This window comes from Chryseobacterium daecheongense, assembly GCF_003729955.1.
Lineage (GTDB): Bacteria > Bacteroidota > Bacteroidia > Flavobacteriales > Weeksellaceae > Chryseobacterium > Chryseobacterium daecheongense.
The window spans coordinates 1,734,922-1,761,053 of record NZ_RJTX01000001.1 but is presented as its reverse complement, the minus strand read 5'-3'; the positions used below and the strand labels follow the sequence as shown (position 1 = coordinate 1,761,053).

The 26,132-nt window shown below is 36.9% G+C and carries 16 protein-coding genes and 1 tRNA gene; 15 read left to right on the top strand and 2 right to left on the bottom strand.

The window, feature by feature from the left end:
• Window positions 1–62: 62 nt before the first annotated feature.
• Window positions 63–1,562, bottom strand: a complete 1,500-nt coding sequence (locus EGI05_RS08195) for a DUF4394 domain-containing protein (protein WP_123262519.1) — start codon at window positions 1,560–1,562, stop codon at window positions 63–65.
• Window positions 1,563–1,905: 343 nt separating this feature from the next.
• Between EGI05_RS08195 and tuf the strand changes: the two genes are divergently transcribed.
• The 6 genes from tuf (at window position 1,906) to EGI05_RS08165 (ending at window position 7,768) form a co-directional block, all read left to right on the top strand.
• Complete coding sequence (gene tuf, locus EGI05_RS08190) at window positions 1,906–3,093, top strand: elongation factor Tu (RefSeq protein ID WP_121459909.1); 1,188 nt, start codon at window positions 1,906–1,908, stop codon at window positions 3,091–3,093.
• 53 nt (window positions 3,094–3,146) lie between these two features.
• Window positions 3,147–3,217 (top strand) — tRNA-Trp (locus EGI05_RS08185).
• 12 nt (window positions 3,218–3,229) lie between these two features.
• A complete protein-coding gene (gene secE, locus EGI05_RS08180; RefSeq protein ID WP_121459910.1) occupies window positions 3,230–3,436 on the top strand; it encodes a preprotein translocase subunit SecE in 207 nt (68 codons plus the stop codon).
• A gap of 17 nt (window positions 3,437–3,453) precedes the next feature.
• Window positions 3,454–3,996 (top strand): transcription termination/antitermination protein NusG, encoded by a 543-nt coding sequence (gene nusG / locus EGI05_RS08175; protein WP_121459911.1) that lies wholly within the window; start codon window positions 3,454–3,456, stop codon window positions 3,994–3,996.
• Between the two features lie 302 nt (window positions 3,997–4,298).
• Window positions 4,299–4,952 (top strand): hypothetical protein, encoded by a 654-nt coding sequence (locus EGI05_RS08170; RefSeq protein WP_134197500.1) that lies wholly within the window; start codon window positions 4,299–4,301, stop codon window positions 4,950–4,952.
• A gap of 248 nt (window positions 4,953–5,200) precedes the next feature.
• Window positions 5,201–7,768, top strand: a complete 2,568-nt coding sequence (locus EGI05_RS08165) for a T9SS type A sorting domain-containing protein (RefSeq protein ID WP_123262517.1) — start codon at window positions 5,201–5,203, stop codon at window positions 7,766–7,768.
• A gap of 67 nt (window positions 7,769–7,835) precedes the next feature.
• On the opposite strand, the gene EGI05_RS08160 is transcribed toward EGI05_RS08165, so the two are convergent.
• The gene (locus tag EGI05_RS08160) at window positions 7,836–9,698 is read right to left on the bottom strand and encodes a BspA family leucine-rich repeat surface protein (RefSeq protein WP_123262516.1); all 1,863 of its coding nucleotides are present in this window, start codon (window positions 9,696–9,698) and stop codon (window positions 7,836–7,838) included.
• Between the two features lie 199 nt (window positions 9,699–9,897).
• Here EGI05_RS08160 and rplK point away from each other — a divergent pair, with 199 nt between their 5' ends.
• The 9 genes from rplK (at window position 9,898) to EGI05_RS08110 (ending at window position 25,982) form a co-directional block, all read left to right on the top strand.
• Entirely contained in the window at window positions 9,898–10,344 is a 447-nt protein-coding gene (rplK, locus tag EGI05_RS08155; protein WP_027375531.1) for a 50S ribosomal protein L11, read from the top strand.
• 11 nt (window positions 10,345–10,355) lie between these two features.
• Window positions 10,356–11,048: a 50S ribosomal protein L1 gene (gene rplA, locus EGI05_RS08150; protein WP_123262515.1), complete on the top strand. Its 693-nt coding sequence runs from the start codon at window positions 10,356–10,358 to the stop codon at window positions 11,046–11,048.
• A gap of 18 nt (window positions 11,049–11,066) precedes the next feature.
• Window positions 11,067–11,660, top strand: coding sequence for a 50S ribosomal protein L10 (gene rplJ, locus EGI05_RS08145; protein WP_123262514.1), 594 nt, complete (start codon window positions 11,067–11,069; stop codon window positions 11,658–11,660).
• 46 nt (window positions 11,661–11,706) lie between these two features.
• Window positions 11,707–12,078 (top strand): 50S ribosomal protein L7/L12, encoded by a 372-nt coding sequence (gene rplL / locus EGI05_RS08140; RefSeq protein WP_123262513.1) that lies wholly within the window; start codon window positions 11,707–11,709, stop codon window positions 12,076–12,078.
• Between the two features lie 606 nt (window positions 12,079–12,684).
• Window positions 12,685–14,232 carry a hypothetical protein gene (locus EGI05_RS08130; RefSeq protein WP_123262511.1) on the top strand — a complete coding sequence of 516 codons (1,548 nt, stop codon included), beginning with the start codon at window positions 12,685–12,687 and terminating at the stop codon, window positions 14,230–14,232.
• A gap of 28 nt (window positions 14,233–14,260) precedes the next feature.
• Window positions 14,261–16,882, top strand: coding sequence for a T9SS type A sorting domain-containing protein (locus EGI05_RS08125; RefSeq protein ID WP_123262510.1), 2,622 nt, complete (start codon window positions 14,261–14,263; stop codon window positions 16,880–16,882).
• Between the two features lie 527 nt (window positions 16,883–17,409).
• On the top strand, window positions 17,410–21,231 hold the full coding sequence (gene rpoB / locus EGI05_RS08120) for a DNA-directed RNA polymerase subunit beta (RefSeq protein ID WP_123262509.1): 3,822 nt from the start codon (window positions 17,410–17,412) through the stop codon (window positions 21,229–21,231).
• 83 nt (window positions 21,232–21,314) lie between these two features.
• Window positions 21,315–25,580 (top strand): DNA-directed RNA polymerase subunit beta', encoded by a 4,266-nt coding sequence (rpoC, locus tag EGI05_RS08115; protein ID WP_123262508.1) that lies wholly within the window; start codon window positions 21,315–21,317, stop codon window positions 25,578–25,580.
• Between the two features lie 96 nt (window positions 25,581–25,676).
• Entirely contained in the window at window positions 25,677–25,982 is a 306-nt protein-coding gene (locus EGI05_RS08110) for a DUF3467 domain-containing protein (protein WP_121459920.1), read from the top strand.
• The last annotated feature ends 150 nt before the right edge of the window (window positions 25,983–26,132 follow it).

Genomic DNA, 26,132 nt, shown 5'->3' with positions numbered 1-26,132 from the left:
TAATGAATGAAGCCCGGAACTTATTTGCCCCGGGCTTCTACCTATTGAAATCGCATTACGAGCTAAAATCCTAATCCTATGGAAAAAGCTTTTACTGCATTAGGGAAATTGGAAAGAGATGTTACAGCTCCCGTTGAGGTATTTACTGTATATATTTTTGTAGTACCATTTACAGTTGCCATTAAATAAGCTTTCTGACTTTTACTACCTATATCGAATCCATTGGCACTGCTTATGTCGATGCCTAAAGATCCTGTTTCTGTTAGAGTTCCATTATTAGGCGGGTTTTGTTGATAAAGTTTATCACTATTATGATCTATAACAAATAAAACCGTTGCCGTAGCTCCTGCAAAATTATTAGTGTAAGCAGCTGCACTTACGGCAGGAGTACCTGGGTTAATATTTCCGTCTACAGCGACAATGGTGGCATCATTCGGATTGATGCGTAGATTTTGCCCTGTATTGCTTACCACTCTTATCCTGTCAACGGTAGGGTTGAAGTCAAAGGCGAAATCAGTTCCCTGAAGCATCGTTGAGAATGGAGTGGTGTTTACTGCTGTAGCCGCTCCGGTAGCAAGATTGATGGTGTAAAGCCTGCTTGAGCTTCCCAGCGCATATAATTGCCCGTTCAGAGGACGGAAATCTATACCAAGGATATTTTCTCCTGACTGAAGCCCGGCAATAGCTTTCGAAATAGGGCTCGGGTTTTCAGGATTAAAGATCTGTAAATTATTGGAGGAATCCACCGCGTAAGCTACGGGCTCTGTTGGAATTGCCAAATCTCGGATGGGCTCCTGAAGTGAACCTATAAGACCGGCTTTTCCGTTGTTGATATCAACTAAATATAAATTATTGCCTGCTCCTAATAAAGCAACACTATTATTGGGATTAATGTCAAACGCTGCCTGTCCGCTCAAGGTAATCCCCAAGCTGCCTACTTCCACTAAAGTTCCATTATTAGGTGGATCCTGTTTGAACAGTTTTCCTGAAGCAACATCAATATCATACAAAATTGTTGAAGATGCCCCTGCTTTACTGTTGGTATAGGCAATACCTGTAATGGAAGGTGTTCCCGACCCATTAATAGCCATATCTGTGGCGGCTGTTGCTCCGGTTTCAGGATGGAGACGGAGGTTTTGCCCTGTATTGCTTACTAATCTTATTCTGTCTACAGTTGGGTTAAAATCAATAGAGGCAATGGCTCCTGATAAAGCAGGTGTAAATGCAGCGGTTCCGATTGCTCTTGCTGATGAAGAAGAAGTATTAATGACATATAACTTGCTTGCACTGGACAAAGCATAGAGCTCGCCTGTAGAAGGTCTGAAATCGATACTTAAAATTTGCTCTCCGGAAGCAACTCCGGTTATAGCACTTTTTGATAAGAACATGTCCGGTTTTTTTGCATTGAAAGAAACCAGCTCATTGGCGGGTGTAACGCCATATACCACAAGATCTGGCCCCTGAATGGTATTTTCAGGCATGTTGACATCTTCTGAATCATCACAGGATAAAGAAGTTCCTAATATTATCACTGCGAATAAGGCTCGTAAAAACTTTTTCATAATGTTTATTTTTTAGGTTGATTAAAAGAATATACGAGAGTTTATCTGTCTTGGATTTACAATAACTTTTTTCCTGAATAGGATAAGAAAAAGAGGTCTTCTTTATTCCTAATAGCAGATAATTTATATAAAATGCAGAGTTTTTTAGGAAATACCTTTTTAGGATTTTTTCAATTGAGAAATTTGTGTAAATTTGCAATCTCAATACAGAGAAATATGAGTTTGTAATTCTTTGGATTTTGAATATGAAAACTTTTTTTAATAAAAAGGTTTTCATATTTAAAAAATCGCTATATTTGCAAACCGAAATTTTGAATAAACAATAAATAAATAATTTTAAATCATGGCAAAGGAAACGTTTAATCGTAACAAACCACACTTGAACATTGGTACTATTGGTCACGTTGACCATGGTAAAACTACTCTTACTGCTGCAATCAGTAGCGTATTAGCTAACAAGGGTCTTGCTGAGAAAAAAGACTTCTCTTCTATTGACTCTGCTCCAGAAGAAAAAGAAAGAGGTATCACTATTAATACAGCTCACATTGAGTACGAAACTGAAAAACGTCACTATGCACACGTTGACTGTCCAGGTCACGCCGACTATGTAAAGAACATGGTAACTGGTGCTGCTCAGATGGATGGAGCTATCTTAGTATGTGCTGCAACTGATGGACCAATGCCTCAAACTAGAGAGCACATCCTACTTTGCCGTCAGGTAAATGTACCAAGAATCGTTGTTTTCATGAACAAAGTGGATATGGTGGATGATGCTGAATTATTAGAGCTTGTTGAGCTTGAACTTAGAGATTTATTATCTACTTACGAATATGATGGAGATAACTCTCCAGTAATCCAGGGATCTGCTCTTGGTGCTCTTAACGGAGATGAGAAGTGGGTTAAAACTGTAGAAGAATTAATGGATGCTGTTGATACTTGGATCGAGCAACCAGTAAGAGATCAGGATAAGCCATTCTTGATGCCAATCGAAGACGTATTCTCTATTACAGGTAGAGGTACTGTAGCAACTGGTAGAATCGAGGCTGGAGTTATCAATACTGGTGATGCTGTAGACATCGTAGGTATGGGTGATGAGAAGTTAACTTCTACTGTAACTGGGGTTGAGATGTTTAGAAAAATCCTAGATAGAGGTGAAGCTGGTGATAACGTAGGTCTATTGTTGAGAGGTATTGAAAAAACTGACATCAAGAGAGGTATGGTAATCGCTAAAGCTGGATCTGTAACTCCACACAAAAAATTCAAAGCTGAGGTTTATATCCTTTCTAAAGAAGAAGGTGGACGTCACACTCCATTCCACAACAAATACCGTCCTCAGTTCTACGTAAGAACTACTGACGTTACAGGTGAGATCTTCTTACCAGAAGGTGTAGAAATGGTAATGCCTGGTGATAACTTAACAATCACTGTAGAATTGTTACAACCAATCGCTCTTAACGTAGGTCTTAGATTTGCGATCAGAGAAGGAGGTAGAACAGTTGGTGCTGGTCAGGTTACTGAAATCTTAGACTAATCATTTAGTATAAATAAAAGTTCCGTAAGGAAGCTTACGGAACTTTTTAATCTACGGGCATCGTCCAATGGTAGGATACCGGTCTCCAAAACCGTTGATCAGGGTTCGAATCCTTGTGCCCGTGCAAATATAAATTATGAGTTCATTTATCGATTTTTTAAAAGGTTCTTATAACGAATTCAGACATAAAGTTGAATGGCCAAAGTGGAGCGATTTACAGTCATCTACTATCGTTGTAACCATTGCAACTGTTATCCTTGCGTTATTTACCTTTGGAGTTGATGAATTGTTTTCTAAAGCAATCAGCAACATAATAGGAATGCTAATCAACGTGTTCAACTAAAAAAGTATTTTCCCATAATGAGCGAATTGAAATGGTATGTGCTGAAAGCAATCAGCGGACAGGAAAATAAAGTGAAAAACTATATTGAGACAGAAATCAAACGTTTAGGGTTTGAGCAGTACGTTACTCAAGTGGTTATTCCTATGGAAAAGGTTATCCAACTTAGAAACGGTAAAAAAGTTCCTAAGGAAAGACCTTATTATCCTGGTTACCTGATGATCGAAGCTGATCTGATGGGTGAGATTCCTCATATTATCAAGAATATCCCTGGAGTTATCTCTTTCTTGAGCTTAACAAAAGGTGGTGATCCTGTACCAATGAGAAAATCTGAAGTGAACAGAATGTTGGGAAGAATGGATGAGCTTTCAGAATTTGCTACTGATGTTGAAATCCCTTATGTAGTAGGTGAAAACGTTAAAGTAATTGACGGACCATTCAACGGATTCAACGGAACAGTAGAAAAAATCCTTGAAGATAAGAAGAAGATTGAAGTTTCTGTACTGATCTTCGGTAGAAAAACTCCAATGGAACTTAGCTATATGCAGGTAGAGAAAATTTAATCTTTACTTTTACAATATAAAAAAAGACTGCTTCAAGCAGTCTTTTTTTGTTATTTCCCCCTGTTATTAGGAATTTCAAAAAGAAACTTACTTTCTAATGAACATAATGTTATTTTTGACATAATATATGTTTGATTTTAATGATTTTGACCAATAAAAAATATTTTGAAAGTTAAATCTTTTAGTTAGATGTATTATTTTTTTATTTTTTAAAATATTTACCTATTTCTTACGTTAGGTAGCGAATTTTTTTTTGTCATTTGGGATATTATATTAACTTTAACCCAAAACAAAAAACAATTATGAGAAAAATTATTATTATTTCGCTTTTTAGCGTATGTCTTCATGCGCAGGTAGGGATTAACACAACATCCCCTTCCAGAACTATAGATGTTAATGGAACATTAAGAGTAAGAACACAAACTGATCAGTCTTCAAACGTTTCGTATGATAATGTTTTGATTTCCGATGCGAATGGAAATGTGGATTATGTCAAAAAAAACCATCTCAATCAGCAGATGGTGCAATTATTTAATCTAACCACATTACCTTCAGTAAATGCAGGTGGTACGGGAACTCCTACCCCTGTAAGCATAAGTAATCAGTCCATTACTTTAACAAAACCCGCATTTGTGGTTATTAATTTTTCAGTACCTGTAACATTGGCTTCGGCACCTTCGGATGGTAGATTAAAAATATTGAGAACCCATCTGAATGTAGATGGAACGAATGTAGTAAGGTCTACAAATACTTATACTAATAATACGGCATCTGGAACCAATATTACCGGGATATTTTATAATACTGGAAGTTATATCACTTTATTAGGTGCCGGGACACACAGTATTGAGTTATTAGGAACCTGTTTTGATTTTGCAACGGCTTCCAGTTGTGTTCAAGGTGGTGCCTTTGCAGGATCTTCATTTCAGGCTTATGCATTCTACAATGATTATTAAGAAGTCATAAAAAAGAACGTATGTTAAAAAAGAGAGTACAAACTGTACTCTCTTTTTTATTCTTAAATGTGGTTTTAAGAAATTGAATTTTCTATACTTATTTTCGGTACGGATCACAATGGTACTGGGCTATATACAGGTAGAACAAGTATGGATATACTAAACTCATAAAAAATGGTCATTATATATTTATTTTTTAATTTAAAATGCATTATTGCTATATTAGATATTAAAATAAATTCTAACCCATGAGAAATACTTATCTGCAAATTAAATGTTTTTATCTAATAATATTCGTTATATTTTTTAATATATCGTTTAGTCAGACAAATACTTTTCAAATCGGAGTACTTGCTCCCCCGTCTATGAAAGCCAATTTTAGAGCCGTGCCGGCAGATTATAATAATGATGGTTACGCAGACATGAGTGTGAAAACTTCTGGAGGATATTGGCTTATCGATTATGCTGACTCTAATCCTAATAGTCCAAATAATGGCTTTGGTTCTTGGGATGCAAGCTATCCTGAATATGGGGGTGATGATGCAATACCTGTTCCTGGAGATTATGATGGGGATGGCAAATTGGATCTTGCAGTAAAAACGGATTCAGGATTATGGTTAATTGATTATGCGATCGATGGATTTGGAGGTTGGGCGCCTCTTATTAACTTTAATTATGGGGGTAGTGATGCAATACCTGTCCCCGGATATTATGATGATGATGATATGACGGATATAGCTGTGAAAACTGATAGTGGACAATGGCGAATTGATTTGGCATATAATGGCTTTGGATCTTGGGATATTGACTTAACTCAATATGGCGGACATGAAGCACGTCCGGTTCCTGCTGATTACAATAATGATGGTATTACAGATCTTGCTGTGAAAAGAGATAATGGAGAATGGCTTATTGATTATGCTGTTATTAGTGCGCCAAATTCTGGATTTGGGGGTTGGGAAGAAATAATATCTACAAATTGGCTAGCTGATACAATCCCTGTACCTGCAGATTATGATGGAGATGGTTTTGCAGATATAGCAGTAAAAGAAGGAGAGAAGTGGAAAATTGATTATGCTGGAGATGGGTTCGGTAATTTCATTCAAATTTACGATCAATATGGAGGTGCAGATTATTACCCAGTTCCAGCTGATTATGATCATGATAATAAAAGTGATCTGAGTGTAATATCACTTTCTACAGGGAGTTGGTTGGTAGACGAGTCTATAACAGGTTTAGGAGGTTGGGATTATAATCTTCTTCTTGGAAATTATACAGATTATAATTATTTACTTGGTCCTACACTTTCATATTATTATAATGACCTTATTAAGTTTCAAAAAGTTAAAGATGCATATGTTGACTTTTTGGTAGCTCCCGATATTATGTTTAGTAGTAATAATTATGCTAAAATATATGCTTATTTAGAATTAGCCAAAAAAAGTTCTTTGAAGGTTTTTTTATCAGGATATAATATTGCAAGCTATCAGAATCCTGATGGATTGCCAGCATATAAACAAGAATTGCTAAGCCGTTTTAAGAATGATCTGCCTACGGGTTTAGATCAAGCAGTCATGGGGATTTTTTTAGGTGATGAACCGCGAGTCGTTGACTATGATAATGTTAAAAAATGGACTGACTTTTTTAAGCTGAATTTTCCAGAAAATCCACTTTATTATAATCTATTTCCCAGATACTGGGACGTGCCACAGAATGACGCTGAATATGAAAATTATTTGAATACATATATCAATGCCAACGAAACTGACTTTGTGTCCTTTGACCACTATCCTTTAAAGAATAATGAACCTTTTAAGACAGACTTTTTTTATAATATGAAAGTATTTAAAGATAACTTAGGTAATAATAGGCCTTTTTGGTTTGTGGTTCAATCTCACAATGGAATATTTGGAAACTTTACTACTGCACCTTATGAGCCTAAGCTTAAATTTATTACATCAAGTGCAATTGCTTATGGAGCAAAAGGCTTAGTGTATTGGTCCTATGTAAATGGAATTGATGAATATCCATCCACTTACTCCTCTGTTCAGAAGGTCAATAGATATTTAAAAGAAGTTATAGGTCCGGTTATAATGACTTCGGAGCACATTGCTACATTACATAAAAGTGATACTTATATGAATCTAGGGCGTCCGTTTGGGAGCGATGAACTGGTTGCTTCAAATAACACCGGGGTCATTAAAGATGTGAACAACGATAATATCCTCTTATCATTATATCAAAAAGCCGGAGCAATTTCTACAGATACGGAATATTATATTTGGGTTGTAAATAAAGATATAACGACCAGTGCATTTTCTACTACATTAAGTTTTGGAGGGCAATATTTTAGATCATATATTTCTCCAAGAGTAGACTCGTACATTTCTCCTAATAATTCCTTCGGTACAATACCTAAATTATTTAATACGGTTACCAATACAACAACAATTACTATTCCTGAACTTTTACCAGGAGAAGGGGTAATGCTAAAATTAATTAAAAGAGATTTAATACCACTAGAGAATGAAATTCTAAGCAAAACAATGAATAAGGCAGAAGCCAAAAACCTTAAAGACGAAAGCTTAACGGATTTATCATTTAAAATTTATCCTAATCCTGCTGGAGATTTTATTAATATACAAACAAATGATGAGATCACATCAATTTCAGTTTATAGTAATTCTGGACAAAAAATAATAAATTTTGAAAAGAATGTTAAACAACTTGATATTAGAAATATTCCATCCGGAGCTTATATTTTAGAGATAAAAACAAAAAATAAAACCAGAACTGAAAATTTCATCAAGAAATAGTTCAGGATTTATTTACGTAAAAAGACCACTTATCAAGTGGTCTTTTATTTTCGGATATCATTAGATCTTATTCTTTAATAATTTTTTCAGATATAAGATTTCCTGAAAGATCAGTCGCTTTTAAAATATAAATTCCCTTCAATAGTTCCGGAATATCCATGTGATTTGCTTTTGTGTTTCTTTTCAGTAGTTTTCCATCCATAGAATAAATTTCAATGTTTTGTAAATCTTCAGAAAAGTATAAGGTATTTTTTACAGGATTAGGATAAAACTTCAAATTCTTCTTATGGACTTCCGAAGTGGCTAATACGTCACATTCAGGATCATAAATATCATTAACAATGAACCAACCTTTAGTATTAGATAGTATATTTCTTGCGGCAATAGCCTGTGCCGTGGAATATTTCAAGCCGGAAGCTCCTAAAATTAAATTATTGGGAGTAGAAGAATTGTTTGCCCAGCCATATAAAGTGGAATTATAATTGTTACACTTCATGCCAGAGGAATCCAGCATATTGTCCATCTGTGTTACAAGGGATAAATTCCATGTACCTAAATCCTGATTGAATTTAGGAGCATTTTTAAACATATGACGCATATCCGTTACTTTTGAAGTGTCCCAGTTTCCGAGAGGCTGATTGAACATCTGAGCTCCCGTGAACATATATAACATATTGATCACCTTTGAAGTATCCCAGTTTCCAATAGGCTGGTTAAATGCCCTTGCTTCATAAAACATATAAGCCATATCCGTAACTTTTGAAGTGTCCCAGTTTCCTATGGGCTGATTGAATTTTTCTGATGAAGCAAACATATCAAGCATATTGGTGACCAGGGAAGTGTTCCAGTTTGCTATAGGCAGGTTAAAGGCTTTATTTTCCCTGAACACCCCTCTCATATCTGTTACACTAGAAGTATCCCAGTTTTCAATAGGTTGGTTGAATTGATGAGCTCCACTAAACATGTAAGCGATACTGGTAACTTTAGAAATATCCCAGCTTGCAATAGGCTGGTTGAACATTTTAATGCCATGAAACAGATTGGCCATGTTGGTTACTTTGGAAGTATCCCAATTCCCTATGGGCTGATCAAATAATTCGGCATTGGAAAATAATTGACTCATATTGGTCGCCTTTGAAGTATCCCAATTGGCAAGTGGTTGATTGAAGACAAGTGCTCCAAGAAAAACGCCGGCCATATTTGTGACATGAGAAGTATTCCAGTTTCCAATAGGCTGATTAAATAAATAAGCGTTTCCAAACATATAGGAAATATCAGTTACATTAGAAATATCCCAATTGCTGATTGGCTGATTGAATTTGGTGGCAAAATTGAAACATTCTGATAAATTGGTTACATTAGAAGTGTCCCAATTATTAATAGAAGGGTTTCCTATCATGTTATAACATCCGGCAAGCATTCCAGCCAGTGTAGAAAGATTAGAAAGGTCGGGAATATCTGTGGCCGTGACATCCATCTCTGTACAGTAATTAAAGGCTCTCTCCATGCTTGACCAGTGAACATCTCCCCATTGAGCTATATTAATGATTTTATGGCTGTCTCCACGATAGAACATATTGGGCGCATAAAAACAAATACGGTTAAAATTGCCATTTCCCTGGCTTACTTTTACAGTGTAAGTTGCATTATTGGCTACAGGATTCAATGGTGTTCCAAAATCAATTAAAAGAGGAACATTAAGAACGGTTGTTACATTTGATAATGTTCCGTTATGAGAAGGATAGCCAACTTCCTCCCAATAAATAGTATAGTTGTCGCCTATTCCCGGGAAATAAATCTGATTAGCAGTGCTTTGACTGGGAATAAAGCCGGTATTGCTAGGTTTCCAGACAGTGATGAACTCATTTTGTGCCCTGACAAGGGAGAAGAGTATAAAAAATATACCAAAAAATAAAAATTTGAATTTCATAATATTTTGTTTGTTATAAATTTATGTAAAAAGTTTTATTATGAAATCTTTCTAAAAATCAACACATTCCATTTGCTATTTCAAAAATATTTTATACTTTTGCAGTCCGAAAAGTAGGTTTATCTAATGTGAGAATGGATAACCTGCTGAATAATAATGCTTCCAAACTCATTAATTATTCAAACTTAAAAAACAAAAAATGGCTAAGAAAGTCTTTAAAATGGTAAAGCTTCAGGTGAAAGGAGGGGCAGCAAACCCGTCTCCGCCAGTAGGTCCGGCATTAGGTTCTGCAGGTGTAAACATCATGGAGTTTTGTAAGCAATTTAACGGAAGAACTCAGGACAAGCCAGGGCAAGTTTTACCTGTAGTAATTACAGTATACGAAGACAAATCTTTTGAATTCGTTATTAAAACTCCACCTGCAGCAATCCAGTTAATGGATGCGGCTAAGATCAAGGGAGGTTCCGGTGAACCAAACAGAAACAAAGTAGGTTCTGTATCTTGGGATCAGGTAAAGAAAATCGCTGAGGATAAAATGGCAGACCTTAACTGCTTTACAATGGATTCAGCTGTTTCTATGGTTGCAGGTACTGCAAGATCTATGGGATTAAGAGTAACAGGAACTAAACCAACTTTTAACGCTTAAAACTTAAAGAAATGGCAAAATTAACAAAAAAGCAAAAAGAAGCTTTAAGCAAAGTAGAAAAAGGTAGAATTTATAACCTTGAAGAAGGTTCAGCTCTTGTAAAAGAAGTTAACACTGCAAAATTTGATGCTTCTGTAGATATCGCTGTAAGACTAGGAGTAGATCCAAGAAAAGCGAACCAAATGGTAAGAGGTGTAGTATCTCTTCCTCACGGAACTGGTAAAGATGTTAAAGTATTAGCTCTTGTAACACCGGATAAAGAAGCTGAAGCTAAAGAAGCTGGTGCAGACTATGTAGGTCTTGACGAGTATTTAGATAAAATCAAAAACGGTTGGACAGATGTAGACGTTATCGTTACTATGCCTGCTGTAATGGGTAAATTAGGACCTTTAGGTAGAGTTTTAGGACCAAGAGGTTTAATGCCAAACCCTAAATCAGGTACTGTAACTATGGAGATCGGTAAAGCTGTTTCTGAAGTGAAGTCTGGTAAAATCGATTTCAAAGTAGATAAATATGGTATCGTTCACGCAGGAATTGGAAAAGTATCTTTTGATGCTGCTAAATTGAAAGAAAATGCTCAGGAATTAATCCAGACATTGATCAAAATGAAGCCGACTGCTGCTAAAGGAACTTACGTAAAAAGCATCTACCTGTCTTCTACAATGAGCCCAGGTATTGCAATCGATACTAAATCTGTTAACTAATATTAAATCCTTAAGACAATGACAAAAGACCAAAAAGTTGTAGCAATACAAGAGATCAAAGACTTGCTTCAGGATGCAAAAGTAGTATACGTAGCAGATCTAGAAGGATTGAACGCTGCTAAATCTTCAGATTTCAGAAGACAAGCTTTCAAACAAAATATCAAAGTAAAAGTGGTGAAAAATACCCTTTTACAAAAAGCAATGGAGCAAATCGAAGGAGTAGATTACTCTGAGATGTTCCCAACTTTCAAAGGGAATTCAGCGATCTTGATCTCTGAAACTGCAAATGCTCCTGCAAAATTAATCCAAGGGTTCAGAAAGAAAGAAGAGAAGCCAGCTTTGAAGTCTGCTTACCTTCAGGAAACTTTCTACGTTGGTGACAATAACCTAGACGCGTTGGCTAACATCAAGTCTAGAGAAGAAATGATCGGTGAAATTATCGGATTACTTCAGTCTCCAATCCAGAGAGTTGTTTCTGCTCTTCAAAACAAACCTGAAACAGTAGAAGCTAAAGCTGAAGAAGCTGCACCTGCTGTGGAAGAAACTCCTGCTGCTGAAGCTCCGGAAGCTCCTGCTGCAGAAAGCACTGACGAAACGCCAGCTGCTGAATAATTACACTCAAAAAATTAAATAAATAATCAACAAAAACATTACAACAATGTCAGATTTAAAAAATTTAGCTGAAACGCTAGTAAACTTAACAGTAAAAGACGTAAATGAATTAGCTGCTATCCTTAAGGATGAGTACGGAATTGAGCCAGCTGCTGCTGCTGTAGTAGTTGCAGGTGGAGCTGCAGGAGGTGATGCTGCTGAAGAAAAGACTGAATTCGACGTAATTCTTAAGTCTGCAGGTGCTTCTAAATTAGCTATCGTTAAATTAGTAAAAGATTTAACTGGTGCTGGTCTTAAAGAAGCTAAAGATATCGTAGACGGTGCTCCAGCTCCAATCAAAACTGGTGTATCTAAAGACGAAGCAGAAGCTCTTAAGAAGCAATTAGAAGAAGCTGGTGCTGAAGTAGAATTGAAATAATTCAATTTAACTCTAAAATAATAAGCCTGAGCATTTTGCTCAGGCTTTTTTTGTTTTTGTACCTCAATACATGGTGAGTTGTTCATAAAGGTATTTGTATATTTTTGGAATATGACTATGTATATATAATTATAATTGAATAATTGGTAAAAAAATAAACAATGTGGTAAATAGTAATTATGTGTTTTATTTAATTTAATATTTTTTATTCAAAAAAAATGACATTTATTTGAAAATAATACTATATTTGCACCTGAAAAAACACACACTAGATTGAAAAGAAATTACCTTCTTTTCCAAAGCTTCTTTGTAGCTATTCTTCAAATTTGGATGGCTCTGGCTTCGGAAAGATTAAACACATCAGTAGGGAAAGAAAAACTGAATTCTTTTGCTGTTTCAAACAGCAAATGCTTGCAAAAATTTAAAAGTAATGATACTGTCCGGATGAATATTGGACAGCTACTTCTTATATGATGAATACTCATGAAAATGGTTAACTCTTATCATCATTTGGCTAAGAGTTGATGGCCATTTCATCAATACTTTTTTAAACAAAACACATTTCAAAATAAAAAAACACACAAAAAACAACAAATATCATTACAAATGAAAAACAAATTATTTACGGTGGCGGCCTTATCCTTTTGCGGGTGTCTGGCATACGCACAAGTTGGTATTAATACTCCAACGCCAAGTGCTATGATGGACGTTGTGACGAAGGGAAATACAGCCGCAACCAAAGCATTGGAAATTAATAATTCTTCCAATACTGAGATGGTCACAGTGCTTAATAATGGAAATGTAGGAATCAGTGTTCCTAATCCCAATGCTAAGCTTCATATTGTGTCATCATCAGGAAATGGATTTCAGCTGGTAGACGGTTCACAAGGTGCTAACAAAGTTTTGACTTCAGATGCGAATGGAGTGGGAACTTGGCAGACAGCATCTGCGGCTGGTATTACAAGTATTACTGGAACTTCTCCAATAACAGCTTCTACAGCAAGTGGAGCAACCACTATTGGAATTGACAGAAATAATATTGCGGAAGGTACAAGTGCATCGGGTGCAACTGATGCATTCGTATTATCAGGAGGAATAACAAGCTCTGTAGTGGGAGGAAGTGATATCAGTTTAACGGTCAATAATACCGCTCCACTTTGGAATGCAAACCAGTTACAAGGAACTGCAATAAGTAATACGGCTCCAACAGCCAATCAGGTTTTAACATTTAATGGAACCAACTGGGCACCTACAACCCCTGCGGCAGCAACTGCCGACTGGCAAATAACAGGAAATAATAACACTACAGCGTCTAGCACAGCTTTAGGTACTGCACCGAATAATAACTTTATTGGGACAACCTCAAATCAAAATTTAGCTGTGGTTACTAATACTAAGGTACATGGTATTTTAGACACTAATGGAACTTTAACCGGCGGGGGAGAAAACTTATCTTCCTTTACTTGGGGGGTATCTAATAGTATTGATCCTACGAATAATGGGACAAGCATTGCATTAGGTTCAACTAATGCGGTTAAAGCTCCTGGTATAGGTACGGCTGCAGTTGCAATAGGTCATACAAATAGCGTAACTGTAGGAGGTTATGCCATAGGAAGGGATAATAAATTGACATCCGGAACACAATCGCTTGCAATTGGTTTTGCAAATGAAGCCTCAACATTTGGGTTGGGTTCAGGTGCCGCTTTCCTTTTTGGGGTTACAAATAAAGTTTCTGGGACAACATCTTCAAACACCTTTGCCTTTGGTAAAGAAAATAATGTAAGTACAAATAATTCAATGATTATCGGGTATAACGGGATGACAGCAAAAACCAATTCTACGACCTATGCTAATAGCACACATTATTTTTATGGATCGGAGGCAACTGCAAACCCTACATCCATTACTGCTAAAACCCAGGTTGCCATCAATGTACCTGCTGCAACGGCCTTAACTGGAAACTCGGATTTATTCATACAGAATTCAATTAAATATTTGCCAACAGCAGTAACAACTACTCCACAATCACAGCCATGTGGTGCTGCAGAAGAAGGATCAATTAAATATTTTCTTATCAATTCCACTACAGGTTCTTTCTTTGGTTGTGTAAGAACTGCGGGTAGTACATATACTTGGAGCCAACTTAATCTATAATTATAAAAAAACTTAAAAAAATAACAAAATGAGTAAAAAATTATTTCAGAATGTAGTAACCGTTTTGCTGACGTTGATGATGTCGGTAGAAGGGATTGCTCAAGGTTACATTCCGATAAGAGGGATGGGAACAGAAGCTAAACCGGTAAACAACACCGGTATATGTTTAGGATGCTACAACGGGAGTATGAACCCTGTTGTAGATGCAGATCTTAATAATAAAGTAAGCATGGGAAACTTTGCGACTTTGTTAAGTGGAAATGGGATTTCAGTTAAGAACAATAACGTTACCTATCCGGCGGGTTACATTACAGGTTTTAATGTAGATACGGGAACCAGTTTTATTACAGCGGAATTATTAAGTTCATTGAAAATAAGTACGTATAAAGCAGGTGTTTTACAGGAATCTAGCACAACTGCAACATTAATTTCTGTTCCTGCTTTTGGAGGGTCTAAAAATAGAATATTCTTACATTTTAAAACGACTAAGAGCTTTGATGAAGTAAGATTATACCAATCTGGTTTGGTAGGATTATTCGGTTCAATGAATGTGTATTATGCATTTGCTTTCAACCCGACTACCGTTCCAACTGATAATAATGGGATTTGTGATGATATCATCGCAGGAAGTGGTGTTGATGGAAATGTATCAGGAAGCAGTAGCTTTTTAGCTCCTCTTTCTTATGTGGAAAACAGAGAGAGAATTGGAGACGGAGATAAAAGTTCTTATGGTGCAATCGTATTACCGGCAGGTTTATTAGGATCTTACTCTGTGGGGGTATTGGATAAGGATCAGGTTTATCCTGCCGGAAACAGAGCCGGATTTGTTATTGAGCCGGATGATCAGGGTAAGATTTTAAGTGCTGAGTTTTTGAAAAACATTACGATTGAAACTTATTTATTCGGACAGTTACAGGATTCTAAAACTTTAAGTGATGGCGGAGGACTTATCAATATCAAAGTATTAAGTTATGGCTCAGGAAAGCAAAAAGTAACTTTAACTTCAACTAAGCCTTTCAATGAAATAAGATTAAAAGTTACCCAGACTCTTGGATTTAATTTAGGAAGTTTAAAAGTGTATTATGCATTTGAAGAGCCTCAAAGCTGTGATTGTAATGAATATATTCAGACTTCGGGGTCTTCCAGATTAGGAGAAATTGTACCGGGATCATCTTGGACAAGTGCTTTTGGCGGGCTTCTTATTCCGGGACTTTTAAAAGCAACTTTATACAATCCGTATAATGTAACAGATACTAACTTAACAAATTTTGCTACTATTAATATGCCATTGGTATCTTTCTTAACAGGAGCAAGGTTAACAGTAAAAAGTAATACAGGTCTGTATCCTGCCAATACATTTGGTGGATTCACACTGGAAAAAACGGCAAGTGTTATTTCTGTAGATATTTTGAAATCTATCAATGTAATTTTCTATAACGGAACAACAGAAACAGAAAGAAAAACAGGAGGGCAGCTTTTAAGCGGTGATTTCTTCGTAACATCTTCTAACAGATTTTATGTAGGATTTAAATCTACCAAACCATTCGACAGAATGAAGATTGAAATTAGTAATCCTTTAGGTGCAGGTTTGCTTCAATCGTATATGATCTATAATGCATTTGTTCAGATGGATGATGATGGAGACGGAGTTCCGAACTGTAACGACAAATGTCCTAATGGTAATGACAACATTGATACTAACGGTAATGGTATTCCGGATTGTGCTGAAGGATGTTCTGCTTTAAATGATAAATCAAATGCTATTGATACAGATGGAGACGGAGTTGCTGATGCTTGTGATGGAGATTCAGATAATGATGGTATCATGGATGTTTATGAGAACTTTGATAATAATGCATTCTTTGAGGATGATGATCTTGAAGGAAATTTAAGTTTTGTAAACATTTTAGGAGATGGTGTTGCCAACTATAAAGATCTGGATTCTGATAATGATGGTGTACTAGATCTGTTCGAGTCAGGTATCCCTCAATCAGTTATCAATTCAATCGACGCTAACCACGACGGTATTATTGATGCAGGTGTAGTAGTTGGAAACAATGGTATCGCAGATGTTTTGGAAACAACTCCGGATTCAGGAACACCGAAATATGCATTGAAAAATACAAGTGGAACTAATTTACCTGACTTCTTAAATGTGGCAAGTAATAATACACAATATGATCTACATGCCATTGGAAAAGCAAATTTAGACCAATATGGAGGAGGCTTCATTACTCCTGTAATCGATGCGGATCTAGATGGTATTATGGATCCTGCAACTGGAGTTACTAATCCTGCAGATACAGATATTGTGAAAAGAGGAGCTCCAAACTCTCCACTTTCCCCATATGCAACGTTTGCTAAAAATGGTCAGGCAACAGCTTCTAAAGCATCTGATATTGCGGATGCAACAGCAGCAATGAATGATATTAAAATCTATCCTAATCCGGTAAAAGCAGGTGAAAACCTTAATGTCAGATCTTCGGAAGAAGGAACATATACCATTTTCTCAACTCAAGGACAATTAGTAAAATCTGATAAGTTCACAAGAGGTACAGAAATCAATACCTCGTCACTTCCGGCGGGATTGTATATAATTAAAATTGAAACAAAATCTACAGTAAAAACTTACAAAGTTATTGTTAAGTAATAGCGTGTAGTATAACTTTCATAATAAGGATGGTCACCCGTTTTTGGGTGACCTTTTTTATAATAATTGATCGAAACTTATTTTTAATTATATATGAAGTGTCACTATCAACTTAAAACAGCCTTAGAAGATATACAAAAAATAACCTATTCATTTTGAAGTGGTTTTATTTGTGAATGTGGATAACTTTTTGTACCTTTGCTCCTCTTTTGGCGCGAATAATTGTTTGTAAATCTATAAAATACTAGAAATCAACTCTTTCATTAGAATGGAAGGGATTTCGTGTATATAGATATTCGGGTGATTTCTGCCTCAAAAGTAATAAAAATATTTTGCATTACGCTGTGAAAAGATATACCAGTGTTGCAGTTAGGAATTAGATTTTAAGAATAAAGAAAAAAGAATAAAGACTATTTCTAATAGCGCCAAACATTTGAAGTCGTTTATCTTTTCTCTCTCCTCTTTTCTCTGTTCCTGATATTTTTTAATAAATCAAAATATTTTTTAACCCCTTTCTTAAAAGTTTTATGAGTAAAACAACAGCAACAGCTCAGGGAAATCAGAGAATTAATTTCTCATCGGCGAAAGGAAAAATCATTACTCCGGACTTCCTGGATATCCAGATCGAGTCGTTTAAAGAATTTTTCCAGCTTGATACACTTCCTGAAGACAGAAGGAGCGAAGGTTTATACAAAACCTTCCAGGAAAACTTCCCTATTACGGATTCAAGAAACCAATTCGTACTAGAATTCCTAGACTATCTGGTAGATTCTCCACGTTATTCAATCGATGAGTGTGTGGAAAGAGGTTTAACGTATTCAGTTCCTCTGAAAGCAAGACTTAAATTGTATTGTACAGACCCTGAACACGAAGATTTCCAAACCGTAGTTCAGGATGTATATTTAGGCCCGGTTCCATACATGACGCCTAGTGGATCTTTCATCATCAACGGTGCTGAAAGAGTTATTGTTACCCAGTTACACCGTTCACCTGGTGTATTCTTCGGGCAAACGTACCACGCTAACGGAACTAAATTGTACTATTCAAGAATTATCCCTTTCAAAGGATCTTGGATGGAATTTACTACCGATATCAACAGCGTAATGTACGCGTATATCGACCGTAAGAAAAAATTACCATTAACAACTTTATTAAGAGCAATCGGATATGAGTCTGATAAGGATATCCTTCAGATCTTCGACCTTGCTGAAGAAGTAAAAGTTTCTAAAGCTGCCCTTAAAAAAGTAGAAGGAAGAACATTAGCTGCGAGGGTATTGAACACATGGTTCGAAGACTTCGTAGATGAAGATACAGGGGAAGTAGTTTCTATCGAAAGAAACGAGATCATCCTGGATAGAGAAACTGTTCTTGAAAAAGAACATTTAGACCTTATTTTGGATGCTGGTGTGAAATCAATTCTGATCCACAAAGAAAACAGCAATGAATTCTCTATCATCCAGAATACATTACAAAAAGACCCTACCAACTCTGAAAAAGAAGCGGTAGAATACATCTATCGTCAGTTAAGAAATGCAGATCCGCCAGATGAGGAAACGGCAAGAGGAATCATTGAAAAATTATTCTTCTCTGAGCAGAGATACTCATTAGGTGAAGTAGGACGTTACAGATTGAATAAAAAATTAGGTCTTAACATTCCTACAACTACTGAAGTTCTTACAAAAGAAGATATTATTGCGATCGTAAGACACCTTATTGAGCTTGTAAACTCTAAAGCTGAGGTTGATGATATTGACCACCTTTCTAACAGAAGAATTAAAACTGTTGGAGAGCAATTGGCTGGACAGTTCGGAGTAGGTCTTTCAAGAATTGCAAGAACGATCAAAGAAAGAATGAACGTTAGAGATAACGAAATCTTCACACCTCTTGATCTTGTTAATGCGAAGACTTTAACATCTGTAATCAACTCATTCTTTGGTACCAACCAGCTTTCTCAGTTCATGGACCAAACCAACCCGCTTTCAGAAATCACGCACAAGCGTAGACTTTCTGCACTAGGGCCTGGTGGTTTATCGAGAGAAAGAGCAGGTTTCGAGGTTCGAGACGTTCACCATACGCACTACGGAAGAATTTGTCCGATTGAAACTCCGGAAGGACCGAACATCGGTTTGATCTCTTCTCTAGGTATTTATGCAAAAATCAATACATTAGGTTTCATTGAAACGCCATACAGAAAAGCGGAAAACGGTAAAATTGATTTGAATTCAGATCCGATTTATCTAAACGCTGAAGATGAAGAAGCAAAAGTAATTGCTCAGGCAAACGTTGAAATGAACGATGATGGTACTATCAGTACAGACAGAGTAATTGCAAGATTGGATGGTGACTATCCGGTAGTGGAGCCTAATCAGGTAGACCTTATCGACGTTGCACCAAACCAGATCTCCGGTATTTCCGCTTCATTGATTCCTTTCTTGGAGCATGATGATGCGAACCGTGCATTGATGGGATCAAACATGATGCGTCAGGCAGTTCCTTTATTGAAGCCGCAAGCTCCAATCGTAGGTACAGGCCTGGAACAGCAAGTTGCAAAAGATTCAAGAATCTTGATCAATGCTGAAGGTACAGGTGTTGTAGAGTACGTAGATGCAGACAAGATCGTTATCAAATATGAAAGAAGCGAAGATGAGGATTTAGTACAATTCGAATCTGCTACTAAAACATATAACCTTACTAAGTTCAGAAAAACCAACCAAAGTACAACGATTACCCTAAGACCAAACGTAAGAGTTGGAGATACGGTAGAGAAAGGACAGGTACTTTGTGACGGTTATGCTACTGAAAACGGAGAATTAGCTCTTGGTAGAAACTTAGTGGTTGCGTTCATGCCTTGGAAAGGATATAACTTCGAGGATGCGATCGTAATCAATGAAAAAGTAGTACGTGAAGACTGGTTTACTTCCATCCACGTAGATGAATACTCTCTTGAAGTTCGTGATACCAAGTTAGGTATGGAAGAATTAACAGCGGATATTCCAAACGTTTCTGAAGAAGCTACCAAAGATCTTGATGAGAATGGTATGATCAGAATCGGTGCAGAAGTGAAGCCTGGAGATATCATGATAGGTAAGATCACTCCAAAAGGAGAATCAGATCCTACTCCGGAAGAAAAACTTCTTAGAGCGATCTTCGGTGACAAAGCAGGTGATGTGAAAGATGCTTCATTAAAAGCTGACTCTTCATTAAGAGGGGTGGTGATCGATAAGAAATTGTTCTCAAGAAATATTAAAGATAAAAAGAAGAGAACTGAAGAAAAACTTAAGCTTGAAGAAATTGAAAACACTTACAAAGCTAAGTTTGATGATTTGAGAAACACTTTAATTGAAAAATTAAATACACTCGTAAGCGGTAAAACTTCTCAGGGAGTGAAAAACGACCTTGATGAAGAAATCATCGGTAAAGGAGTGAAGTTTACTCATAAATTATTGACATCAGTTGAAGATTACGTAAACGTTAGTGGTTCAGATTGGACAGTTGATGCTGATAAGAATGAATTGATTAAACAATTAATTCACAATTATAAAATCAAGTACAACGATATCCAAGGAGTTAAAAACCGTGAGAAATTCGCAGTTTCTATTGGGGATGAGCTTCCTGCAGGTATTATGAAGCTGGCTAAAGTATATATCGCTAAGAAACGTAAGCTGAACGTAGGAGATAAAATGGCAGGACGTCACGGTAACAAAGGTATCGTTTCAAGAATCGTTCGTGAAGAAGATATGCCATTCCTTGAAGACGGAACACCGGTAGATATCGTATTGAATCCACTTGGGGTACCTTCCCGTATGAACATCGGTCAGATTTATGAAACAGTTCTTGGATGGGCTGGTCAGAAATTAGGATTGAAGTTCGCTACACCAATCTTCGATGGAGCAAGTCTTGATCAGATCACTGAATATACAGATAAAGCTGGTCTTCCGAGATTTGGTAATACTCACCTTTATGATGGGGGTACCGGAGAAAGATTTACTCAGCCTGCAACTGTAGGGGTGATCTATATGTTGAAACTAGGACACATGGTTGATGATAAGATGCACGCACGTTCTATTGGTCCTTACTCATTGATTACTCAGCAGCCGTTAGGAGGTAAAGCTCAGTTCGGAGGTCAGAGATTCGGGGAGATGGAGGTTTGGGCTCTTGAAGCATTCGGAGCATCCAATATCCTAAGAGAAATCCTGACTGTGAAGTCGGATGACGTGATTGGTAGAGCGAAAACTTATGAAGCGATCGCGAAAGGAGAAGCAATGCCTGAACCAGGTATTCCGGAATCTTTCAACGTATTACTTCACGAGCTACAAGGTCTTGGATTAGACGTAAGACTAGAGGAATAATTTTAAATTTTAAATTATAATGTTGAATGGTAACATTCAGAAATTAATCTAAAATCTAAAATCTAAAATTTAAAATCTAACAAATGTCAAATAAAAATAAATCAAGTAGATTTAATAAAATAACCATCGGTTTAGCTTCACCGGAATCCATTCTTCAGGAATCGAGAGGGGAGGTTTTAAAGCCGGAAACTATTAACTACAGAACGCACAAGCCTGAAAGAGACGGGTTGTTCTGTGAAAAAATATTTGGTCCTGTAAAGGATTACGAATGTGCTTGTGGTAAATATAAGAGAATCCGTTATAAAGGGATTGTTTGTGACCGTTGTGGGGTAGAAGTTACTGAGAAAAAAGTAAGAAGAGAGAGAATCGGGCACATTAACCTTGTAGTTCCAATTGCGCACATTTGGTATTTCCGTTCATTGCCAAACAAAATCGGATACCTTTTAGGAATTCCTTCTAAGAAATTAGATATGATCATCTACTACGAAAGATATGTGGTGATCCAGCAGGGTATTGCTAAAAAATTAGATGGTTCTGATTTTGAACATATGGAATTCTTAACAGAAGAAGAGTACCTTGATATTATGGAAACTCTTCCTGTGGAAAACCAGTATCTTGATGATTCAGATCCAAACAAATTCATCGCCAGAATGGGGGCTGAAGCTGTTGAGGATCTATTAAAAAGAATCGATCTTGATGCATTGTCTTTCGACTTAAGACACAAAGCTCACAACGAAGGTTCTAAGCAAAGAAGAACTGAGGCTTTAAAAAGATTGAACGTTGTAGAAGCATTGAGAGGTGCTAATACAAGAATGATCAACAAGCCTGAGTGGATGATCATGCGTGTGCTTCCTGTTATCCCGCCAGAACTAAGACCGTTAGTTCCATTGGATGGAGGACGTTTTGCAACTTCCGATTTGAATGACCTTTATAGAAGAGTAATTATCAGAAATAACCGTTTGAAGAGATTATTGGAGATCAAAGCTCCAGAAGTAATCTTGAGAAACGAGAAGCGTATGCTTCAGGAATCAGTAGATTCATTATTCGATAATACAAGAAAATCTTCAGCAGTAAAATCTGAATCCAACAGACCATTGAAATCACTTTCAGATTCATTGAAAGGTAAGCAAGGTCGTTTCCGTCAGAACTTATTAGGAAAAAGGGTTGATTACTCTGCGCGTTCGGTAATTGTTGTAGGGCCAAACTTACAGCTTCACGAGTGCGGTATTCCTAAAGATATGGCTGCGGAATTGTACAAACCGTTTATCATTAGAAAGCTAATCGAAAGAGGTATTGTAAAAACAGTAAAATCTGCGAAGAGAATTATTGATAGAAAAGAACCCGTAGTATATGATATCCTTGAAAATGTGATGAAAGGTCACCCGGTACTATTGAACAGGGCACCTACGCTTCACAGATTAGGTATTCAGGCTTTCCAACCTAAGATGATCGAAGGTAAGGCAATCCAGCTACACCCATTAGTAACAACTGCATTCAACGCCGACTTCGATGGTGACCAGATGGCGGTACACTTACCGTTAGGACCAGAAGCGATCCTTGAAGCTCAGTTATTGATGTTAGGTTCTCAGAATATCTTGAACCCTGCAAACGGTTCTCCTATTACCGTACCTTCTCAGGACATGGTACTTGGTCTATATTTCATGACTAAAGAAGCTAGTTCTACTGAAGATTATAAAGTAAAAGGTGAAGGTTTAGCATTCTATTCTCCTGAAGAAGCGGAAATTGCTTATGCTGAAGGAAAAGTTTCTTTAAATGCTAAGGTAAGATGTAAACTACCGGTTAAAGAAAACGGAGAATTAGTAACAAGATTAATTGAAACTACTGTTGGTAGAATTCTATTCAACCAGATTGTACCTAAACAGGTAGGATATATCAATGAGCTTTTAACTAAAAAGTCATTGAGAAACGTTATCGGTAAGATCCTTGCTGATACAGACTTCCCTACAACCGTGAAGTTCTTGGATGCCATGAAAGATCTAGGATATTCAAACGCATTCAAAGGAGGTCTTTCATTCTCATTAGGAGACATTGTGGTTCCTGCTGAGAAGAAGCAGATGATTGCTCAGGCTGTTGAAAATGTAGATGAGATTAGAGCGAATTATAACATGGGTCTTATTACAGATACAGAACGTTATAACCAGGTAATCGACGTTTGGACAAACACCAACGCTGGATTAACTGAAATGATCATGAGCAGAATGAAATCTGACCAAGGTGGATTCAACTCTGTATATATGATGCTTGACTCTGGAGCAAGGGGATCTAAAGAACAGATCCGTCAGTTATCAGGGATGAGAGGTTTGATGGCAAAACCGCAAAAAGCCGGATCTACCGGAGCGGAAATCATCGAAAACCCAATCGTTGCGAACTTTAAAGAAGGTCTTTCGATCCTTGAGTACTTTATCTCTACCCACGGTGCACGTAAAGGTCTTGCGGATACCGCTCTTAAGACAGCCGATGCTGGTTACTTAACGAGAAGATTGGTAGACGTTGCACAAGACGTTATCGTTACAGAAGACGATTGTGGTACTTTAAGAGGTACTGAAGTTACTGCACTTAAGAAAAATGACGAGATCGTTGAAAAAATCTCCGAAAGAATCTTAGGTAGAGTTTCTCTTCATAACATTTATGATCCTGAAACAGACGAATTAATCGCTGAAGCAGACCAGGTAATCAACGAAGTATTGGCGAAGAGAATCGAAGAGGCAGGATTAGAAGCAGTTGAGGTTCGTTCACCATTAACTTGTGAAGCTAAGAAAGGTATCTGTGCTAAATGTTACGGAAGAAACTTGGCAACAGGTAAAGTGATCCACATGGGTGAAGCGGTAGGTGTAATTGCAGCACAATCCATCGGGGAACCGGGAACTCAGTTAACATTGAGAACCTTCCACCAAGGGGGTACTGCAGGAAACGTATCAGAAAACCCATCAATTGTTGCAAGAAGAGACGGTATCGTTGAAATGGATGAAGTAAGAACCATTACTTCTGAAGATGAAAATGGTAACACTGCTGAAGTTGTAGTTTCCCGTTCAACAGAATTCAGATTGGTTGCGGACAACGAAACAAGAACTCCGCTAATGGTTGCCAACGTTCCTTACGGTTCCGTATTGGCAGTGAAGCCTGGTGATAAAGTGAAGAAAGGAGATCTGATCTGTAAGTGGGATCCGTATAACGCGGTTATCATTGCTGAAACATCAGGTAAGGTAGAATATGAAGATATCATCCAAGGGGTTTCATTCCAGCTTGAAATTGACGAACAAACAGGATTCGAAGAAAAAGTAATCTCTGAATCAAGAAATAAGAAAGCCGTACCTACATTAAGAGTAGTAGATTCTAAAGGAGTTGAGCAAAAAGCTTACAACTTACCGGTAGGAGCTCACTTAATGGTTAATGACGGTGAAAAAATCAAAGCAGGTAAAATCTTAATCAAGATCCCGAGAAAATCTGCGAAAGCAGGGGATATCACCGGAGGTCTTCCGAGAGTTACCGAATTATTCGAAGCAAGAAACCCTTCAAACCCGGCGGTGGTTACAGAAATCGATGGGGTAGTTTCTTACGGAAAAATTAAGAGAGGTAACAGAGAACTTATTGTTGAAGCGAAAACCGGAGAAAGAAAAGTGTACTTAGTGAAACTTTCCAACCAGATCCTTGTTCAGGAGAATGACTTCGTAAGAGCAGGAGCTCCGCTTTCTGATGGTTCTATTACACCGGAAGATATCTTGAGAATTAAAGGTCCAACTGCGGTTCAGGAATATCTTGTTAATGAGATCCAGGAAGTTTACCGTCTACAAGGGGTAAAAATTGACGATAAGCACTTCGAAATCATCGTAAGACAGATGATGACGAAAGTAGAGATTGTTGATGGAGGTGATACTCAATTCCTTGAAGGTGCTTTAGAGCATAAGTATGACTTCTTAGAAGAAAACAACAGAGTATTCGGTCTTAAAGTAGTAGTAGATGCTGGAGATTCTAAAGAATTCAAGCCAGGTCAGATGATTACGGCAAGAGAATTAAGAGACGAAAACTCTAAGCTGAAACGTGAAGATCAAGCTTTAGTGGTAGTAAGAGAAGCACTTCCTGCTACAGCAACGCCTGTATTGCAAGGGATTACAAGAGCAGCTCTTCAAACTAAATCATTCATGTCTGCAGCATCGTTCCAGGAAACTACAAAAGTTCTTAACGAAGCGGCTGTTGCAGGTAAAGTAGATGATCTGAATGGTCTTAAAGAAAATGTAATTGTAGGACACAGAATTCCTGCAGGTACAGGTCTTAAAGAATATCAGAATGTAATCGTTGGTTCTAAGAAAGAATTCGAGGATATTAACTAAAACTTTTAATTATAGATTACGGATTTTAAGTTTTAAATGATTTATATTCGTAGTCTATAATTTAAGATATAAAAATTAAAATTTTTTTAAAAAAACATGGACAATCAAAATCAAAATCAAGACGGAAACATCAACATCGAATTGAACGAAATGGTAGCTGCTGGGATCTATGCTAATTTAGCATTGGTAAATCACTCTCCATCTGAGTTTGTAGTAGATTTCATCCAATTAATGCCTGGTGTTCAGCAAGCTAAAGTAAGATCAAGAGTGATCCTTGCTCCGCTTCATGCTAAAAGAGTATTAAGTGCTCTTCAACAAAACATCGCTAACTACGAGCAGCAATTCGGAGAAATCAAAGAAGTTGAGCCTTTCGTATTAGGTGGTAACAATGTACAAGCGTAAGATTTTTTTACAATACATCATAAGAATGCCTCGGTTTACTGAGGCATTTTTTTATGCACTCTTTTTAATATTTTAAATGAAAATCATAAAACATGTTGATTTTAAAAATATATTCATGTTTTATTTGTAATTTATAATAAAAGTTTAACA

What these genes read in the sequence shown, in the direction of transcription:
- EGI05_RS08195 (WP_123262519.1), bottom strand. Translation starts at nt 1,562, where the DNA reads ATGAAAAAGTTTTTACGAGCCTTATTCGCAGTGATAATATTAGGAACT.
- tuf (WP_121459909.1), top strand. Translation starts at nt 1,906, where the DNA reads ATGGCAAAGGAAACGTTTAATCGTAACAAACCACACTTGAACATTGGT.
- secE (WP_121459910.1), top strand. Translation starts at nt 3,230, where the DNA reads ATGAGTTCATTTATCGATTTTTTAAAAGGTTCTTATAACGAATTCAGA.
- nusG (WP_121459911.1), top strand. Translation starts at nt 3,454, where the DNA reads ATGAGCGAATTGAAATGGTATGTGCTGAAAGCAATCAGCGGACAGGAA.
- EGI05_RS08170 (WP_134197500.1), top strand. Translation starts at nt 4,299, where the DNA reads ATGAGAAAAATTATTATTATTTCGCTTTTTAGCGTATGTCTTCATGCG.
- EGI05_RS08165 (WP_123262517.1), top strand. Translation starts at nt 5,201, where the DNA reads ATGAGAAATACTTATCTGCAAATTAAATGTTTTTATCTAATAATATTC.
- EGI05_RS08160 (WP_123262516.1), bottom strand. Translation starts at nt 9,698, where the DNA reads ATGAAATTCAAATTTTTATTTTTTGGTATATTTTTTATACTCTTCTCC.
- rplK (WP_027375531.1), top strand. Translation starts at nt 9,898, where the DNA reads ATGGCTAAGAAAGTCTTTAAAATGGTAAAGCTTCAGGTGAAAGGAGGG.
- rplA (WP_123262515.1), top strand. Translation starts at nt 10,356, where the DNA reads ATGGCAAAATTAACAAAAAAGCAAAAAGAAGCTTTAAGCAAAGTAGAA.
- rplJ (WP_123262514.1), top strand. Translation starts at nt 11,067, where the DNA reads ATGACAAAAGACCAAAAAGTTGTAGCAATACAAGAGATCAAAGACTTG.
- rplL (WP_123262513.1), top strand. Translation starts at nt 11,707, where the DNA reads ATGTCAGATTTAAAAAATTTAGCTGAAACGCTAGTAAACTTAACAGTA.
- EGI05_RS08130 (WP_123262511.1), top strand. Translation starts at nt 12,685, where the DNA reads ATGAAAAACAAATTATTTACGGTGGCGGCCTTATCCTTTTGCGGGTGT.
- EGI05_RS08125 (WP_123262510.1), top strand. Translation starts at nt 14,261, where the DNA reads ATGAGTAAAAAATTATTTCAGAATGTAGTAACCGTTTTGCTGACGTTG.
- rpoB (WP_123262509.1), top strand. Translation starts at nt 17,410, where the DNA reads ATGAGTAAAACAACAGCAACAGCTCAGGGAAATCAGAGAATTAATTTC.
- rpoC (WP_123262508.1), top strand. Translation starts at nt 21,315, where the DNA reads ATGTCAAATAAAAATAAATCAAGTAGATTTAATAAAATAACCATCGGT.
- EGI05_RS08110 (WP_121459920.1), top strand. Translation starts at nt 25,677, where the DNA reads ATGGACAATCAAAATCAAAATCAAGACGGAAACATCAACATCGAATTG.